The sequence below is a fragment of the Burkholderia sp. AU45388 genome (assembly GCF_030481585.1).
GTDB lineage: Bacteria > Pseudomonadota > Gammaproteobacteria > Burkholderiales > Burkholderiaceae > Burkholderia > Burkholderia sola.
The window spans coordinates 151,860-167,451 of sequence record NZ_JAUJPV010000002.1; the positions used below are offsets into that span (position 1 = coordinate 151,860).

The following is a 15,592-nucleotide window of genomic DNA, read 5'->3' on the forward strand; positions in this document are numbered from 1 at the left end:
GTCGGGTGCGGAGCGTTCGGCGCGCACGGCACGCGCCGGACGCATTCACGCCGAATTTATACACGACCTCGCGGGAAACGGCAGAGCTCGGGCGCGAAATCGGTGTGCGGCCGATTCGTCAGATCGCGCAGCGCGTGCTCGGCCGTCGGGAAGCGGAACATGAATCCGTCCTGATGCAGCCGTGCCGGCACCACGCGCTGCCCGTCCAGCAGCAGCTCGGCCATCTCGCCCATCGCCGCGCGCAGCGGCCCGGCCGGCACGTGCAGGAACGCCGGGCGGCGCAGCACCTTCGTCACGACCTGCACGAACGCGCGCTGGGTCAGCGGCACCGGTGCGACCGCGTTGTAGACGCCGCGCATGCCCGCGTGGGACATCGCTCGCGCGACGATCCGCAATACGTCGTCGCGGTGAATCCAGCTCATCACCTGCGCGCCGTCGCCGAATCGTCCGCCCAGCCCGAGGTAATGCGGCAGCAGCATCGGGCGCAACGCGCCGCCCGGGCCGAACACGATGCCCAGCCGCAGCACCACCGCACGCACGCCGTGGCGCTCGAGCGGTTGCACGGCCGCCTCCCACTGCCGGCACAGCTCGGACATGAAGCCGGTGCCGGCGCGGCTGCCTTCATCGAGCCGTTCGTCGCCCGGCCGCACGCCGTAGTAGCCGATCGCCGACGCCTGGATCCACGTGCGCGGCTCGACCTCGGCGGTTTCGACCCAGCGCATCAGCGCCTGCGTGACGCCGACGCGGCTGGCGAGCAGCAGCGCCTGCCGACGCGGGCTCCAGCGCGCGCCCAGCACCGGCGCGCCGGCGAGATTGATCACCGTGTCGAAGCGCTCGTGCGGCTGCAACTGATCGACGGACGTCACGCTGCGCACGCGGCCTTGAAACAGGTAGGCCGCGCGCAACGGATCGCGCGCCAGCAACGTGACCGTATGCCCTGCATCGAGCAACCGGTTCACGAGCGTTTCGCCGATGAAGCCGGTCCCGCCGGTGACGAGCACGTTGCCCGGCCGCTGCCCCGCGAACGGGTTGGCGGCCGGCGCGCGTCGCGCGATGCGGCACGCGGCGATTCCGTCGCGCACGCCCGACACCGCCACGCCGACGGCGAACAGGCTGAGCAGCCAGCCGCGCCAGCCGACGTCGATCGCGTGCAGCGCGGTGGGTTCGTGCGCCCACACGGCGAGCTGCATCGCGATCATCCCGAAAAGCGCGCCGCCGTTGACGGCCAGCAGCGTATGCAGCACGCGCTCGGTCGCCGGCAGCTTGCGGCTCTGGTCCTCGACGACGAAATCCCACAACGTCAGCCCCACTTCGACGAGCACGACCGTCGCGAGCGCCGCGACCCACGCGCCGTGAAACGCGACGTTCGCGATCGACGCGAACACGAGGCCGTACAGCACGGACCGCACCGCGTGAATCGCCAGTTCGACCCGCGCGCGCGGGCTGTGCGGCAGGTCCTGCGTGAGTTCGTGGTGGTAAAGCGTATCGAATGCGCCCATCGCGCCCTGCACGATCAGCAGGTTGAGCGCCCAGTCGAAAGCCGGCAACGTGTTCATGCGGTATCCCTCCTCCACAACCAGATAAGCGGCGGCACCATCGCGACGAGCGCGGCCACATCGATCGCCACGTGCCCCCACACCTGCGCCTGCCACGACAACAGCATGTCCTGCGGCGCCCAGATCAACAGGCCGGCCAGCAGCCAGCCCCATACTTCCCGCTTCCGCAACCGGTTGCCGAGATGGACGAGCGCGAGCATCCAGACCGCGGCGCACTGCACCGTCGCGCCGAGCAGCGACAGCCACCAGACCTGCTGGGCGCGCGCGGCTTCGGGCGCCGCTGTCGACCAGAAATGCCGCTCGATGCCGCGGTGATAGGCGTCGAGCCATGGCGCGCCGGCAAGCCACGGAATCGCCACGCCGACGAGCAGATGCGCGATCGCGGCGGCGTACATTACGTTCACAGCGACGCGGCGCAGCTTGTCGCGCGGCTGGCGATTCGCCGCCGCGCTTTCGGCGTTCCTGCCGATGCTGCACACGTCGCCTTCGCAGCAGGCTTGCGCGCGATATCCGAGCCAGCGCGATACGGCATATCGGTTGCGTGCGAGGCGGCGATACAGCGGCGCGAACACGGCACGCATCGCTGGCACGCGAAGCAGCCAGGCGAACCCGCGACGCCCAACCAGCGCACGGGCGGCCGCGATGCCGTCGATGCCGGTCAGCATGCGTCCGTCGGGCAGGCGTGCATGCAGTTCGCGATTGAGCGCGGGCAGGTCGACGCCCAGCGGCGCCGGATCGAAACCCGGCTCGGCGATATCGACGAACGCCAGCCGATGTCGCACGTCGCGCTCGCCGAGACGCCGGACTTCCGCGACGCATAACGGACATCGCCCGTCGAAGTACAGCACCAATTCATTGGCATGCATGCTTTGCACCCCTTCTTGTCATCGCAAGCATCGTGAACCGATCGATCGACTGCTTTCCCGCGTATGCCGCCGCTCCCGCGCGACGGCGACGGGCTCACATCGGCTTGACCACCATCAGGAAATACACGGTCAGCATCGCGAAGAACGCCGGATAGCCGAGCAGCTCCCAGCGCTTCGCATAGCGCCAGTAGCGCTCCGGCAACGCGGCGTCGCCGTTCGCGTGCGCGAGCTTCGCCATCGATGCAAGTTCGAGCTGCAGCCACACGACCGGCAGCCAGCACGCGCCGGCGACCGCGTACAGCACGATCGATGCGAGCAGCCACGGCGTATGCCACGGCCAGCCGGCCGTATGCGCGAGCCACAGCCCGGACGCCGGCTGGAAGATCACGGCCGGCGTCGTGAACCACCAGTCCGCGCGCACCACGAGCCGCGACACGGCCGCGATCGCGGGCACCGACCGCGTGCGGTTCGCGAAGAACAGGTAGAACGCGGTGCCGAACCCCGTGCCGACCAGCAGCACCGAAGACAGGATGTGGAGCGCCTTGATGACGAGATAGGTATTCATGCGTGTTCTTCTTCTGAATAGAGGATCGACAGGATGGCGAGAATCGGCACGTTCTTGAGCACGGGGCCGAACGGTTCGGCCAGCAGGCCCGGCATCGTGACCGCGATGACCGCCGAGTACGCGATGATCAGCGCCGCCTGCGCGGCCCACAGGCGCCGCGACGGCGCGACGACGGTCGCGATGCCGAACGCGAAGTCCAGCGCGCTGGCCGCGTAAAGCGCGATCCGCGCGGGCAGGCCCGTCAGGTGCGCAGGCGCCAGCAGCGCGAGGCTCGCGTGCAGCGGATGGATGAAGGCGCTCGCGATCGCCGTCCAGATCCACACGATCGCGAGCGCCCCCAGCAGCAACGGGCGCCGCCACATCGCGAGCGCGTCGCGGCGCAATGCGCCGGCTTCCGCGCCGATGAAGCCGCCGAGGCCGCGCGGCGGGCGGCCCAGCACGGCCGTGACAGCCGCCGGATCGCCGGTGTTGCCGCCGCGCAGCATCGTCCATGTGTCGCGCGTCAGCATCGCCCCCGGCAGCGTGCCGAGCAGTGCGGCCGCCGCGCCGACCAGCGGGCCCGGCAGCGTCACGCGGGCCGCCGGCGGAAATCCCAGCGCGGCACGGTAGCCGGCCAGCATCTCGCGGTACTCGACCTCGTCGCTGCCGACCACGTCGATCACCCGGCTGCCCGCCGCCTGCGAATCGCCCGTTTGCGCGACGAGCCGCGCCACGACTTCGGCGAGATCGTCGACGTGCACCGGCCGCAACCGCTGACGGCCGCCCGCCGGCAGTACATGCACGGGCAGGCTCGCGAGCATCCGGAAGAACCGCGCGGACGCGCCGGCCGCCCCGTAGACGAGCGCTGGCCGCACGATGCGGAAGTCGATCGGCAGCGTCTGCAGGAAACGGTCGGCCGCCTGCTTGCTCGCGAAGTACCGCGTATCGCCGCGCTCCACCCCGAGCGCCGAAATCTGGATCACACGCCGCACGCCGGCAAGGCAGCACGCGGTAAAAAGCGCGCACGGCGCGGCGCGATGCACGGCGTCGAGCGTCGCGCCGCGTCGATCGGCCAGCATGCCGACCGCGTTGATCACCACGTCGACGCCCTTCAGCCGCGCGAGCCACGCTCGAGAATCGACGTCCTGCGCGAAGTCGATCGCGACGTCGTGCGGGCCGGCCGCGCGGCGCACGCCGCGCAGCACGCGATACCCGCCGGCTTCGAGCCGCGCGCACAGCGCCTGCCCGATGAAACCGTTCGCGCCGCAGACGAGCACGGTCATGCCGCGCGCGCCGGTGCGATCGGGCGGGCAATTCAATGGCAAGGCTGCGTTCATGCTCGCCCTCTATTTACAGTTATTTCTGTACAGACAGAAATAAAAGTCCCGAAAAAAGCGGGCTGCGTGCCCGCTCTGCCGTTACCGCTTACTTCGACGGCTTGCGCCTGACCGTCTGGCTGATCTTCGCGCCGATGCCGAGCGCCTTCATCAGCGTATCGGGCTTGAGCCGCAGCATTTCGTCGGACCAGGTCGTGAGCGTCTCGACGAACTGCAGCGTGTCGCGAATGCGCTGTTCGGTCTCGCGGCTCTCGTTCGCGATCTCCGGATTCGTCAGGCAATCGCGCAGCACCGTGAGCGTCGGCTCGATCTCGCGTTGCCGCCGCCCTTCGACGATCAGCTTGAACAACTCCCAGATGTCGGTCGACGTCTCGAAGTGGTCGCGGCGATCGCCCAGCACGTGCACGACCTTCGCGAGCCGCCACGCCTGCAGCTCCTTCAGGCTCGTGCTGACGTTGGAGCGTGCGACGTTGAGCGTCTCGGCGATCTCGTCGGCCGCAACCGGCCGTCCGGCCAGGTAGAGCAGCGCGTGAATCTGCGAGACAGTACGGTTGACGCCCCACCGCGAGCCCATTTCGCCCCAGTGGAGAATGAATCGTTCGGCAATCGGTGTGAGTTCCATGGTGGGGAATTTAGTTTTTTCAGTTATTTCTGTCAATAGAGAAATAGCCGGGCGATCCGGCGCCTGCCGGCCGCGGCCGCCCGCGATCGGCCGCTTCCTTTACAATGCGCGGGATTTTTCCGATTTCAGGCCGTCCCCGCCTTTCTGACTAGAGGTTCTCCCATGATCATCAAACCGCGCGTGCGTGGCTTCATCTGCGTGACGACTCATCCGGTCGGCTGCGAAGCCAACGTCAAGGAACAGATCGATTACGTGACTTCGCACGGCCCGATCGCCAACGGCCCGAAAAAGGTGCTCGTGATCGGCGCGTCGACCGGCTACGGCCTCGCCGCCCGGATCTCGGCCGCGTTCGGCTCGGGCGCGGACACGCTCGGCGTGTTCTTCGAACGCGCCGGCAGCGAAACGAAGCCCGGCACCGCCGGCTGGTACAACAGCGCCGCGTTCGAGAAATTCGCCGCCGAAAAGGGGCTGTATGCGCGCAGCATCAACGGCGACGCATTCTCCGACAAGGTCAAGCAGGTCACGATCGACACCATCAAGCAGGATCTCGGCAAGGTCGACCTGGTCGTCTACAGCCTCGCGGCACCGCGCCGCACGCACCCGAAGACGGGCGAAACCATCAGCTCGACGCTCAAGCCGGTCGGCAAGGCCGTCACGTTCCGCGGCCTCGACACCGACAAGGAAGTGATCCGCGAAGTGTCGCTCGAGCCGGCGACGCAGGAAGAGATCGACGGCACCGTCGCGGTGATGGGCGGCGAGGACTGGCAGATGTGGATCGACGCGCTGGCCGAAGCCGGCGTGCTGGCCGACGGCGCGAAGACCACCGCGTTCACCTACCTCGGCGAGCAGATCACGCACGACATCTACTGGAACGGCTCGATCGGCGAAGCGAAGAAGGACCTCGACAAGAAGGTGCTGTCGATCCGCGACAAGCTGGCCGCGCACGGCGGCGATGCCCGCGTGTCGGTGCTGAAGGCCGTCGTCACGCAGGCCAGCTCGGCGATCCCGATGATGCCGCTGTACCTGTCGCTTCTGTTCAAGGTGATGAAGGAAACCGGCACGCACGAAGGCTGCATCGAGCAGGTGTACGGGCTCCTGAAGGACAGCCTGTACGGCGCGACGCCGCACGTCGACGCAGAAGGCCGCTTGCGCGCGGATTATAAGGAGCTCGATCCGCAGGTGCAGGCGAAGGTCGTCGCGATGTGGGACAAGGTGACGAACGAGAACCTGTACGAGATGACCGACTTCGCGGGCTACAAGACCGAGTTCCTGCGCCTGTTCGGCTTCGAGATCGCCGGCGTCGACTACGACGCGGACGTGAACCCGGACGTGAAGATCCCGGGCATCATCGACACGACGGTCTGACGGGTCGATCCGCCGCCGCCCCGCGCACGGCGCGGGCGGCGGGTTCGCCTGCCGGCGGCGTCAACGCGGCGCCGGTTCTTCCAGATAGACGCCCGACGACAGCGTGGCCTTCACCTGCCGCGTGAACTCGTCGGTCGACACTTCCTCCGCCCCTGCCTCGATGGCGTCGTACGCCTGGCGCACGACGTCGGACGGCGTCGCTTTCGGTACGTCGAGGCCGGCCGTCAGGTCGGTGTCGATGAAGCCGGCATGCAGCCCGACCACCTGCGTGCGCTGCTCGCGCAGCGAATGGCGCAGCCCGTTGGTCAGCGCCCATGCGGCCGATTTCGATACGCCGTAGCCCGACAGGATCGGCCGGTTCACCCAGCTCGCGACCGACAGGATGTTCAGGATCGCGCCGCCGCCGTGGGCCGCAAGCGTGCCCGCGAACGCGCGCGACATCGCCAGCATCCCGAACACGTTGGTCTCCAGGTGAGCGCGCAATGCATCGACCGCGCCGTCGTCCGTCAGGCTGCCGAGCCGCGCGATGCCGGCGTTGTTGATCAGCAGCGTGACGTCGCGCGCCGCCTCGGCCGCCGCGGCGACCGCCGCCGGATCGGTCACGTCGAGCTTCACGGGCACCACGCCCGGCAGCGTCACGCTGGCCGGATCGCGTGCGCCCGCATAAACCTTGCGCGCGCCCCGCTCGAGCGCCTGCTTCGCGAACTCGAGGCCAAGCCCGCGATTCGCGCCCGTGATGAAAACGACTGCCCCTTCGATCTTCATGACCCTTCCTTTCGGAGATTCGATCCCGCGCGCGCCGGTTCGTCGCACGCCCGGAATCCGGTGAAAAACCACGCCGCCATCGCGTACCGAACCGTTGCACCGCCCGTGCGCCAGCCGGGCCGTCCCGCCGCCCTGGCCTCGCCGCACCCTGGACGCCGACCGACATCGATCCACGCTGCGCCGATTGCTTCGCTTCGTCCGCGAAGTCGGCTACACTCGAATCTCAATGTCGATCACCATCGTCTTGCGACGCATGGTGCCAGCGCGAGGTCGGCACGTCAATGTCGATCGCCATTGTGTTTTTTAATCGTGGCAATTGCCGGAAAGAGGGAGGGATCGATGGGCGTCTCGAGACAACAGGCCGCCGACAACCGCAACGCGATCGTCGCGGCCGCCGAGCGGCTGTTCCGCGTGCGCGGCGTCGACGCCGTCGGGCTGACGGAATTGATGAAGGAGGCGGGCTTCACACAGGGCGGCTTCTACAACCATTTCAAGTCGAAGGACGCGCTCGTCGCCGCCGTGGTGGACAAGGCCATGCAGGATCGCGCGGATTCGCCGAACGCGGGCAGCGTCGCGAAACAGGTGACCGCGTACCTGTCGGGCGCGCATCGCGACAACGTCGAGGGCGGCTGCCCGCTGTCGGGCTTCGCCGGCGATGCGCCGCGGCTGACCGACGCGGCGCGTGCCTGCTACACGCGCGGCGTCGCCGCGTATCTCGACCGGCTGGAACGCATGCTCGCCATGGAAGGCTCGGCCGCGGCGGACGCGCGCGGCGACGCGATCGCCGTCCTCAGCCAGATGGTCGGCGCGCTGGTGCTGTCACGGGCGGTTGCCGGCACCGATCCCGCATTCGCCGACGAGATTCTCGATGCGGCGCGCCGCACGCTCGTGGGGCAGCCGGACGATCCGGCCGTGCCGGCGTAGCGGCACGTCGCCATTCCCGCGCGACCGCATCGCCGTCGCGCGCTATTGGACTGCCCTCGCGGCATCCCACAGCGGCTGCGCGCCGCGCGCCGCATTCCACGCGGCAAACTGCGTGCGCCACGACTCGAACGGTTGCGCGAGCGGATAGCGCGGATCGTCGCTGAGCGAATACGCCATCCCTTCGATCAGCCAGCGCGGCTTGGTCACGACCGCGACGTTGCCGAGCACTTCCGCCTGCCGGTGATGAATCAGCTCGTGCGCGAGAAAGTAGGTCTGCCAGCCGCGCGGGGCGACGATCACGCCGAAATCCCCGAGCGTCAGCGCCGCGCGCGAGCCGAGGCCGAACGCATCGGCGCACGCGCGCGTCGAGCAGAACACGACGCGCGGTGAAGCCCGGAACGCGCCGACGGCCGCCGCCGCGCGCGCGTAGCCGTCGCGATAGAGCCGCCGTGCATCGCCGAGCTTCGCGACATCGTCCGTGCAGATGTCGGCGCTCGGGCACGACACGCCGGGAATCAGCGCGGGCGCGACGACGCGCAGCGGCTTGACGAGCGCATACGCGGCAAGCGGCAGCGCGACGAGGAGGCCCGTGACGGCGAAAGCGACATGGGCGCGTTTCATCGAGGCAGCGGTGTGACGAATGCCATTACGCGAGCTGCTTGTGGAAAAACGTCGTCGCGCACAGCGCGCCGTCGGGCATCAGCGCAAAGTTCGGCACGACGCCGACGCGCTGCCAGCCAGCCCGTTCGTACAGCCGCTCGGCGTCGCCGCCCGTCACCGTGTCGAGCACCAGCACGGTCTTGCCGGCGTCGCGTGCGGCCGCGTCGGCCGCCGCCATCAGGCGCGCGGCGACGCCCTGCCGGCGCGCGTGCCGCGACACGAGCATCTTCGCGATGTCCGCGCGGTGCGGCTGGTTCTCGGGCTGCGCGGTCACGACCTGCACGGTGCCGACGATCCGGCCGGACGCATCCTCGGCGACGAGCAGGATGCGCTCGTCGTTCGCGACGCCCTCGGCCACGTGTGTCCAGAACGCGACCGCGGTCGGCCGCTCGATCGGCAACATGAAGCTGACGGACGCACCGCCTTCGACGCAATCGATCAGCACGTCGGCCAGCGCATCGACACAGGCCATCGCTTCGCTCGCGCCGACGCGGCGGACGGTAACAGGTTCGGTCATGCAATCTCCGGTAGTCAGATAGGCCGCACGCGCGGGTTCGGCATGGGCCGGGTCGGAAAGAACGCCGGCCGGGCGTCGAGGCTCGCTCGGCGGCGGCACGCGTCCGGCAACACAGCGCCCGGTCGGCGCGCGTTACCGCCCCACTATCGTACGTGACGAATATTTTCGCTGCTTCGCAGCGCAATCGCCTACACTTAGCCAAATGGATAACCTTCAACCCGGCATCAGCGACGTGTTCCATGCCCTCGCCGATCCGACGCGCTGTGCAATCATCAGCGCGCTCGGCCACGGCGAGCGGACCGTCTCCGCGCTGGCCGCGCCGTTCGACATGGCGCTGCCGTCGTTCATGAAGCATGTCGCCGTGCTCGAGCGCAGCGGCCTCGTCAAGACCCGGAAAACCGGCCGCTCGCGCACCTGCGCGCTGGTCGGCAGCCGGCTGACCGAGGCCGAGGCATGGCTCGCCGCGCAGCGCGCGCAGTGGGAAGCGCGATCCGATCGTCTCGTCGAATTCGTCGAACGCCGTCACCAGGAGGAGCACGATGCCAGCCAGCCACGTCGAACCCGCTGAAGCCCACGATCTCGTCATCACGCGCACGTTGCGCGCGCCGCGCCACGCGCTGTGGCGCGCATGGACCGACCCGGAACTGTTGAAGGAATGGTGGTGCCCGAAGCCTTGGACCACCGAGGTACGCGCGTTCGACCTGCGGCCGGGCGGCGCTTTCCATACGTTCATGCGCGGCCCCGACGGCGGCACGAGCGACAACCCCGGCTGTTTTCTCGACATCGTGCCGGAATCGCGCATCGCGTTCACGTCGATGCTCGCGGGCGGCTGGCGGCCGCAGACGCCGTGGCTGGGCTTCACGGCGATCGTCACGATGGCCGACGACGACGCGGGCAGCCGCTACGAGGCGCGCGTGATGCATCCCGACGCCGCGACGCGCGAGCGCCACGAAGCGCTCGGCTTTTTCGAGGGCTGGAACACCTGCATCACGCAGCTCGACGCGTTCGCCGCCACGCTGCGCTGAACGCCGCCGCGCGTGCGGTCATTGCATGCCGCCGCGCCCGCGCCTAGGATTCCTGAAGGAAGCATGACGACACGCCGGGCGCCGGCGTGCACCGTCTCGCACGCTTCGCGGGAGGCGACATGTTGCACACGCACACGCATTCGACCCGGGTCAGCCGGCACCTGAACGCGCCGCGCGGGCGCGTCTATCGCGCGCTGCTCGACCCGCACGCGGTCGAGCAATGGAAGGTGCCCGACGGCATGACCTGCCGCGTGCACGCGTACGACACGCGCGAAGGCGGCGCGCTGCGCGTGTCGCTGAGCTACGACGCACCGTCGGCCGGCACCGGCAAGACCACCGCGCGCACCGACACCTATCACGGCCGCTTCGTCACGCTCGTGCCCGACGAGCAGATCGTCGAAATCGATGTATTCGAAACCGACGATCCGATGCTGCGCGGCGCGATGACGATCACGATCACGCTGTCGGACGAGGCGGGCGGCACGCGCGTGGACGCGGTGCACGACGGCCTACCGCCCGGCGTGCCGGCCGCCGACAACGAGAGCGGCTGGCAGATGGCGCTGGCGCGGCTCGCGGCGCTGGTGGAAGCCGGTTGACGCCGCGCACGCGCGTCAGCCGAGCCGGTACGCGCGCGTGACCGTGCCGCGGAACAGCGCGTCGCGCTCGTCCGCGCTGGCCTGCGCGGTCAGGCGCTTGAACGCGTTCCAGCCGTTCACGAACGAATACGAGCCCTTGTCGACCGGGAAATTGCTCTCGAACATGCAGCGCCCGGGGCCGAACGCGTCGATGCAGGTCATCATCCACGGCTTCCACGTGTCGGCGAGCTGTGCCGAAGACGGCGGCTTCGCGCCCTTCTCGAAATCGAACCCGTTGATGCGCATCCCGAGGCCGCCGACCTTCACGTACACGTTCGGCAATTGCGCGAGCGTGCGCATCGACGCCGACCAGCGCTCGAACACCTCCGGCCGCTTGTCCGCATAGCTGCCGATTCGCACGACGCCGCCGCAATGGTTGACGATGATCCGCGTCTCCGGGTTCGCTTTGGCGAGATCGAACAATTCGGGCAACTGCGGGAAGAACAGCCACGCGTCGTACGACAGCCCAAGCGGCGCGAGCTGCGCGACACCGGCCCGGTACGCGGGATCGAGCAGCAGCCCGCGCAGTACCGCCGACAGCGGATTGGCGAGCGTCGGGTCGACATCCCACGTACTCAGGTGGCGCACGCCGCGAAACCGTCCACGCCCGGCTTCGACATGCGCTTCCAGCACGTCGCGCACGCGTTCGCCGAGCCGCAGGTCCGCATGGCCGACGATGCCTTTCGCGACAGCCACGGGGCCGTGCTGCAGCGGCTCGGTCACGCCGGCGACGTAAGCCGTCTCGCCCACCGGCTTCAGTTCGGCCGGGCCCGAATCGCGGTAACGCGTCTGCGCCTGCATGTAGACGGACGCCTGGATGTTGTGGCCCGAGCGCGCGTCCCGCAGATAGTCGTCGAGCATGTAGATCCAGCCCGGCCGTTCGTAGAAGTGATGATGCGCGTCGACGATCGGCAGGTCGGGCTCGAGCGCGGGTTCGAGCGCCGACGCGAGCCAGTCGGGACGAACCGTGAGGTAGTTGCTTTGCGTCATGCGGGGAACTCCATCGTTGGCTGCCGTCTCGGCGAACGCGGGCAGCGCGAGCGAGGCGGCGGATGCACCGATCAACCGGCGCCGTTTGATCGAAAAGGTCATGTCATTCGCTCCTGTCGAACGCGTACAGCGACAGCGTGAGCAGCGTCGTGATCGCCAGCACGATCGCGAGGCCAAGCATCCCGGCCGTGAAGGTGCCGAAGCTGTCCTTCAGGTAGCCGACGAGATAGGGGCCCGCGAAGCCGCCGAGCGCGCCGATCGAATTGATCAGCGCCAACCCGCCGGCCGCGGCCTGGCCGGACAGGAAGCGCGACGGCAGCGTATAGAAGATCGTGCGGCCGGCAATCGTGCCGATCAGCGCGAGCGTGATGCCGACGAGCGCGGGCCCGAGCGTCAGGAAATGGGTCGACACGCCGAGCGCCACCGCGCCGATGCACAAGCCGATCGCCAGGTTCGCGACCGGGCCGCCGCGACGGTCCACCCGTTTCGCCCACCACAGCAGCGCGATCGTGGCGAAGAAGTACGGCACCGCGGAGAGCCAGCCCGTCTGCATCGTCGACATCCCGTGCGCCTTCAGCATTTGCGGCAACCAGATGCCGATGCCGTACGAGCCCATCGTGAAGCCGAACGAGATCAGCGCAAGCACGTACACGCGCACGTCGCGCAGCGCGACGCCGAAGCGCTTCTTGCGGCCGGCGGCCGCCGCGCCGTCGCGTTCGAACGCGCGCTGCAGCGCGGCGCGCTCGTCGTCCGACAGCCACGCGGCATTCGCCGGCGAATCCGACAGCAGCTTCAGCACGAGGAAGCCGAGCGCGCACGCGGGCAGCCCTTCGACGATGAACATCCACTTCCAGCCGGCGAGCCCGAGCGTGCCGTCGAGCTGCAGCAGCCATGTCGACAGCGGGCCGCCGACCAGCGACGACAGCGGCGTCGACACGGTGAACCACGCCAGCACACGCGTGCGGTAGCTCGCCGGAAACCACACGGCGAGAAAGAAGATCACGCCCGGAAAGAACCCGGCTTCGCCGATGCCGAGCAGCAGGCGGATCGCGTAGAAACTGGTCGGCCCGGTCGCGAGCGCGGTCGCGGCCGCCATCAGCCCCCACGTGATCATGATGCGGGCGAGCCAGCGGCGCGCACCGAAGCGATACAGCGCGAGATTGCTCGGCACTTCGAACACGCAGTAGCCGGCGAACATGATCCCCGCGCCCCAGCCGAACTGCGTTGCGGTCAGCCCGAGATCGCGGTTCATCGTGAGCGCCGCGAAGCCGACGCTCGTGCGATCCAGGTAGTTGAAGAAATACGCGAGCGCGAGCAGCGGGATGAAGCGCCACGCGGCCTTGCGCACGGCCCGTTGCTCGACCGACGTGTCGGTGTCGCGATCGACGGGCAGCGCCGGGGAAGCGGATGTCATGGTTGTCTCCGTGGATGCGGCGCTCCTCTGCCGCGCGGTGCGCGGCCCGGACGCCTTTGTTCGTTCGATGAATCGCGGCTGCGCTACGCGCTCGCCACTTCGTTCGCCGACGGCGCGCCGCCCGGCGCGTCGCCGTGCGCGGAAACGTTCGCGCCGTACCGCCCCGCGACGACGCCCGCCTCGATCAGCGCACGCGCGTCGTCCGGCGTGTAGCCGAGTTCGCCGAGCAGCGCGCACGTGTCCTGGCCGAGCGCGGGCGGCGCCGAGCGCAGCCGCAGGCGTTCACCCGCGAGCGTCAGCGGCAGCAGCGCGGTGCGCGTGTCGACCGGCCGCCCGGCGCTGCTCGCGTCGGCCGGCAGCGTCACGGTTTCGAGGCCGCCCGTGGCGAGCAGATGCGGATCGTCGAACAGGTCCTGCGGCTTCGTGATCGGCGCATACGGCAGGCCGGTCGATTCGAAGATCGCGCCGATCTCCGCTGCCGAGTACGGCGCCAGCCGCGAGCGCAGCTCGGGCAGCAACCATTCGCGCGCCTGTACGCGCAGGTTGTTGGTCGCGAGGCGCGGGTCGTCCTTCAGCGCGGCCAGGCCGAACGCGTCGCAGAACAGCGCCCACTGCGTGTCCGACACGACCGCGAGAAAAATCTGTTCGTCATCCTTGACGGAGAACACGTCGTAGACGGCCCACGCGGAAATCCGGCTCGGCATCGGCGACGCGGCCTGCCCCGTCACCGCGAACTGCATCATGTGCTGCGCGACGAGGAACACGTTGTTCTCGAACAGCGAACTCTGCACCTGCTGGCCGCGGCCCGTGCGTTCACGCTGCGCGAGCGCGGCCATCGCGCCGATCGCGCCGAACATGCCGCCCATGATGTCGTTCACGCTCGCGCCCGCGCGCAGCGGCCGCCCTTCGGGGCCCGTCATGTAGGCCAGGCCACCCATCATCTGCACGACCTCGTCGAGCGCGGTGCGATGCTCATACGGCCCCGGCAGGAAGCCCTTGTGCGACACGTACACGAGACGCGGATTCAGCGCGTCCAACTGCGGGTAACCGAGCCCGAGCCGGTCCATCGTGCCGCTCTTGAAGTTCTCGCTGAACACGTCCGCCGTCGCGACGAGCCGCCGCACGATCTCCAGCCCGCGCGGGTCTTTCACGTCGACCGCGACGCTCTTCTTGTTGCGGTTGAACATCCCGAAGAAGCCCGCGCCGGAACCGCGCAGTGCCCGCGTGCTGTCGCCCGCGATCGGTTCGATCTTGATCACTTCCGCGCCGAGATCCGCGAGCAGCATCCCGCACGTCGGGCCCATCACCATGTGCGTCATCTCGATCACGCGCACGCCTGCATACGGCAGCGCGGCAGCCGGTTGTCGATCGTTCATCGTGCGACTCCCGTCATGCATCCTTCCGGTTGCGCGGCCGACGGCGCGCGGCCATCCGCATAGCGGAATCCCTTCGGCAAGCCTGCGTCCGGCACGTGGCCGTACAGCGCCTCGGACGGCAGCGCCGCCTGCAGGATCGCGCGCGCGACGAGCAGCGCGTCGACGTCGACGCCCGTGTCGTATCCCATCGCTTCGAGCAGGAACACGAGATCCTCGGTGACGATGTTGCCGGTGGCGCCGGGCGCATACGGGCAGCCGCCGAGGCCGCCCTGACTCGCGTCGATCGTCGTCACGCCGGCGTCGAGCGCCGCGACGACGTTCGCGAGCCCCTGCCCGCGCGTGTTGTGGAAATGCGCGCCGCCGGCCTTGTCGCCGACTTCGCGCTGCAGCCGCATGAACAGCCGGCGCACCTGTGCGGGATTCGCATAACCGCTGGTGTCGGACAAGCCGATTTCATCGACCCCGCATTCGGCCATCGCGACGGCCATCGCAATCGTCTCGTCGTCGGAGACCGCGCCGGCAATCGTGCAACCGAACGCAACCGACACGCCGGCCTCGATCTGCACCGACGGAAACCGCGCGTCGCGCAGCGCGACGATCGCGCGCACCTCATCGATCATCTGCGCGGGCGTCTTGCGGATGTTGGCCAGCGAATGCGCTTCCGTGACCGAGACCGGCAGCGTCAGCTTGTGCACGCCCGCGTCGAACGCACCCTCGGCGCCGCGCAGGTTCGGCGCGAGCGCGGCGACGTGCAAACCGGGAATCGCGAGCGCGTGCGCGACGACTTCGCGCACGTCGGCCATCTGCGGCAACAGCGTGGCCGGCACGAACGACCCGACCTCGATCTCGCGCAGGCCGGCCGCGGCCAGCGCGGTGATCCAGCTCAGCTTGGCGGCCGTCGGCATCACGGTCTTGATGCTCTGCAGCCCGTCGCGCGGGCCGACTTCGCTGACCAGCATCTTCGGATTTTCCTCCATTCGACACCTCATCGTTCTA

The 15,592-nt window shown here is 68.9% G+C and carries 17 protein-coding genes; 5 read left to right on the plus strand and 12 right to left on the minus strand.

Going from position 1 to position 15,592, the window contains the following annotated elements; translation table 11 throughout:
- Window positions 1–56 precede the first annotated feature (56 nt).
- The 5 genes from QZM72_RS04550 to QZM72_RS04570 all read right to left on the minus strand — a co-directional run bounded on the left by QZM72_RS04550 (window position 57) and on the right by QZM72_RS04570 (window position 4,925).
- Window positions 57–1,556, minus strand: a complete 1,500-nt coding sequence (locus QZM72_RS04550; RefSeq protein WP_301737324.1) for a TIGR01777 family oxidoreductase — start codon at window positions 1,554–1,556, stop codon at window positions 57–59.
- On the minus strand, window positions 1,553–2,422 hold the full coding sequence (locus QZM72_RS04555; RefSeq protein WP_089470757.1) for a thiol-disulfide oxidoreductase DCC family protein: 870 nt from the start codon (window positions 2,420–2,422) through the stop codon (window positions 1,553–1,555). Before QZM72_RS04555 ends, QZM72_RS04550 begins: the two co-directional genes overlap by 4 nt.
- 94 nt (window positions 2,423–2,516) lie before the next feature.
- Window positions 2,517–2,987, minus strand: coding sequence for a DUF2269 domain-containing protein (locus QZM72_RS04560; protein ID WP_059238660.1), 471 nt, complete (start codon window positions 2,985–2,987; stop codon window positions 2,517–2,519).
- Window positions 2,984–4,303, minus strand: a complete 1,320-nt coding sequence (locus QZM72_RS04565; RefSeq protein ID WP_301737325.1) for an SDR family oxidoreductase — start codon at window positions 4,301–4,303, stop codon at window positions 2,984–2,986. The genes QZM72_RS04560 and QZM72_RS04565 overlap by 4 nt, the downstream gene beginning before the upstream one ends.
- A gap of 88 nt (window positions 4,304–4,391) precedes the next feature.
- Entirely contained in the window at window positions 4,392–4,925 is a 534-nt protein-coding gene (locus QZM72_RS04570; RefSeq protein ID WP_006480371.1) for a GbsR/MarR family transcriptional regulator, read from the minus strand.
- A gap of 162 nt (window positions 4,926–5,087) precedes the next feature.
- On the opposite strand from QZM72_RS04570, the gene fabV reads away from it, so the two are divergent.
- A complete protein-coding gene (gene fabV, locus QZM72_RS04575) occupies window positions 5,088–6,290 on the plus strand; it encodes an enoyl-ACP reductase FabV (protein WP_089470760.1) in 1,203 nt (400 codons plus the stop codon).
- 60 nt (window positions 6,291–6,350) lie between these two features.
- Here fabV and QZM72_RS04580 read toward each other — a convergent pair whose 3' ends face one another.
- The gene (locus QZM72_RS04580) at window positions 6,351–7,055 is read right to left on the minus strand and encodes an SDR family oxidoreductase (RefSeq protein WP_089470761.1); all 705 of its coding nucleotides are present in this window, start codon (window positions 7,053–7,055) and stop codon (window positions 6,351–6,353) included.
- Window positions 7,056–7,394: 339 nt separating this feature from the next.
- Here QZM72_RS04580 and QZM72_RS04585 point away from each other — a divergent pair, with 339 nt between their 5' ends.
- A complete protein-coding gene (locus QZM72_RS04585) occupies window positions 7,395–7,979 on the plus strand; it encodes a TetR/AcrR family transcriptional regulator (RefSeq protein ID WP_301737326.1) in 585 nt (194 codons plus the stop codon).
- A gap of 42 nt (window positions 7,980–8,021) precedes the next feature.
- Here QZM72_RS04585 and QZM72_RS04590 read toward each other — a convergent pair whose 3' ends face one another.
- Together QZM72_RS04590 and QZM72_RS04595 are read right to left on the minus strand one after the other, a co-directional pair.
- Window positions 8,022–8,600 (minus strand): hypothetical protein, encoded by a 579-nt coding sequence (locus tag QZM72_RS04590; protein ID WP_301737327.1) that lies wholly within the window; start codon window positions 8,598–8,600, stop codon window positions 8,022–8,024.
- A 25-nt stretch (window positions 8,601–8,625) separates the two neighbouring features.
- On the minus strand, window positions 8,626–9,156 hold the full coding sequence (locus QZM72_RS04595; RefSeq protein ID WP_301737328.1) for a GNAT family N-acetyltransferase: 531 nt from the start codon (window positions 9,154–9,156) through the stop codon (window positions 8,626–8,628).
- Window positions 9,157–9,358: 202 nt separating this feature from the next.
- On the opposite strand from QZM72_RS04595, the gene QZM72_RS04600 reads away from it, so the two are divergent.
- The 3 genes from QZM72_RS04600 (at window position 9,359) to QZM72_RS04610 (ending at window position 10,777) form a co-directional block, all read left to right on the plus strand.
- Complete coding sequence (locus tag QZM72_RS04600) at window positions 9,359–9,724, plus strand: helix-turn-helix transcriptional regulator (protein ID WP_301737329.1); 366 nt, start codon at window positions 9,359–9,361, stop codon at window positions 9,722–9,724.
- Window positions 9,696–10,181, plus strand: a complete 486-nt coding sequence (locus QZM72_RS04605) for an SRPBCC family protein (RefSeq protein ID WP_301737330.1) — start codon at window positions 9,696–9,698, stop codon at window positions 10,179–10,181. The genes QZM72_RS04600 and QZM72_RS04605 overlap by 29 nt, the downstream gene beginning before the upstream one ends.
- A 119-nt stretch (window positions 10,182–10,300) precedes the next feature.
- Window positions 10,301–10,777, plus strand: coding sequence for an SRPBCC family protein (locus QZM72_RS04610; RefSeq protein WP_301737331.1), 477 nt, complete (start codon window positions 10,301–10,303; stop codon window positions 10,775–10,777).
- Window positions 10,778–10,792: 15 nt separating this feature from the next.
- Here QZM72_RS04610 and QZM72_RS04615 read toward each other — a convergent pair whose 3' ends face one another.
- From QZM72_RS04615 to QZM72_RS04630, 4 genes are all read right to left on the minus strand, one after another.
- Window positions 10,793–11,908 (minus strand): amidohydrolase, encoded by a 1,116-nt coding sequence (locus QZM72_RS04615; RefSeq protein ID WP_301737332.1) that lies wholly within the window; start codon window positions 11,906–11,908, stop codon window positions 10,793–10,795.
- Window position 11,909: 1 nt separating this feature from the next.
- Window positions 11,910–13,220, minus strand: coding sequence for an MFS transporter (locus QZM72_RS04620; protein WP_226211241.1), 1,311 nt, complete (start codon window positions 13,218–13,220; stop codon window positions 11,910–11,912).
- Between the two features lie 83 nt (window positions 13,221–13,303).
- A complete protein-coding gene (locus tag QZM72_RS04625; protein WP_301737333.1) occupies window positions 13,304–14,596 on the minus strand; it encodes a CaiB/BaiF CoA-transferase family protein in 1,293 nt (430 codons plus the stop codon).
- The gene (locus QZM72_RS04630; RefSeq protein ID WP_089470771.1) at window positions 14,593–15,585 is read right to left on the minus strand and encodes a hydroxymethylglutaryl-CoA lyase; all 993 of its coding nucleotides are present in this window, start codon (window positions 15,583–15,585) and stop codon (window positions 14,593–14,595) included. The genes QZM72_RS04625 and QZM72_RS04630 overlap by 4 nt, the downstream gene beginning before the upstream one ends.
- Window positions 15,586–15,592: the final 7 nt, after the last annotated feature.

Bases quoted from the DNA above. Each gene is read 5' to 3' on its own strand.
- QZM72_RS04600 (WP_301737329.1), top strand. From the start codon at position 9,359: ATGGATAACCTTCAACCCGGCATCAGCGACGTGTTCCATGCCCTCGCC.
- QZM72_RS04580 (WP_089470761.1), bottom strand. From the start codon at position 7,055: ATGAAGATCGAAGGGGCAGTCGTTTTCATCACGGGCGCGAATCGCGGG.
- QZM72_RS04565 (WP_301737325.1), bottom strand. From the start codon at position 4,303: ATGAACGCAGCCTTGCCATTGAATTGCCCGCCCGATCGCACCGGCGCG.
- fabV (WP_089470760.1), top strand. From the start codon at position 5,088: ATGATCATCAAACCGCGCGTGCGTGGCTTCATCTGCGTGACGACTCAT.
- QZM72_RS04595 (WP_301737328.1), bottom strand. From the start codon at position 9,156: ATGACCGAACCTGTTACCGTCCGCCGCGTCGGCGCGAGCGAAGCGATG.
- QZM72_RS04590 (WP_301737327.1), bottom strand. From the start codon at position 8,600: ATGAAACGCGCCCATGTCGCTTTCGCCGTCACGGGCCTCCTCGTCGCG.
- QZM72_RS04620 (WP_226211241.1), bottom strand. From the start codon at position 13,220: ATGACATCCGCTTCCCCGGCGCTGCCCGTCGATCGCGACACCGACACG.
- QZM72_RS04615 (WP_301737332.1), bottom strand. From the start codon at position 11,908: ATGACCTTTTCGATCAAACGGCGCCGGTTGATCGGTGCATCCGCCGCC.
- QZM72_RS04610 (WP_301737331.1), top strand. From the start codon at position 10,301: ATGTTGCACACGCACACGCATTCGACCCGGGTCAGCCGGCACCTGAAC.
- QZM72_RS04550 (WP_301737324.1), bottom strand. From the start codon at position 1,556: ATGAACACGTTGCCGGCTTTCGACTGGGCGCTCAACCTGCTGATCGTG.
- QZM72_RS04630 (WP_089470771.1), bottom strand. From the start codon at position 15,585: ATGAGGTGTCGAATGGAGGAAAATCCGAAGATGCTGGTCAGCGAAGTC.
- QZM72_RS04560 (WP_059238660.1), bottom strand. From the start codon at position 2,987: ATGAATACCTATCTCGTCATCAAGGCGCTCCACATCCTGTCTTCGGTG.
- QZM72_RS04605 (WP_301737330.1), top strand. From the start codon at position 9,696: ATGCCAGCCAGCCACGTCGAACCCGCTGAAGCCCACGATCTCGTCATC.
- QZM72_RS04555 (WP_089470757.1), bottom strand. From the start codon at position 2,422: ATGCATGCCAATGAATTGGTGCTGTACTTCGACGGGCGATGTCCGTTA.
- QZM72_RS04585 (WP_301737326.1), top strand. From the start codon at position 7,395: ATGGGCGTCTCGAGACAACAGGCCGCCGACAACCGCAACGCGATCGTC.
- QZM72_RS04570 (WP_006480371.1), bottom strand. From the start codon at position 4,925: ATGGAACTCACACCGATTGCCGAACGATTCATTCTCCACTGGGGCGAA.
- QZM72_RS04625 (WP_301737333.1), bottom strand. From the start codon at position 14,596: ATGAACGATCGACAACCGGCTGCCGCGCTGCCGTATGCAGGCGTGCGC.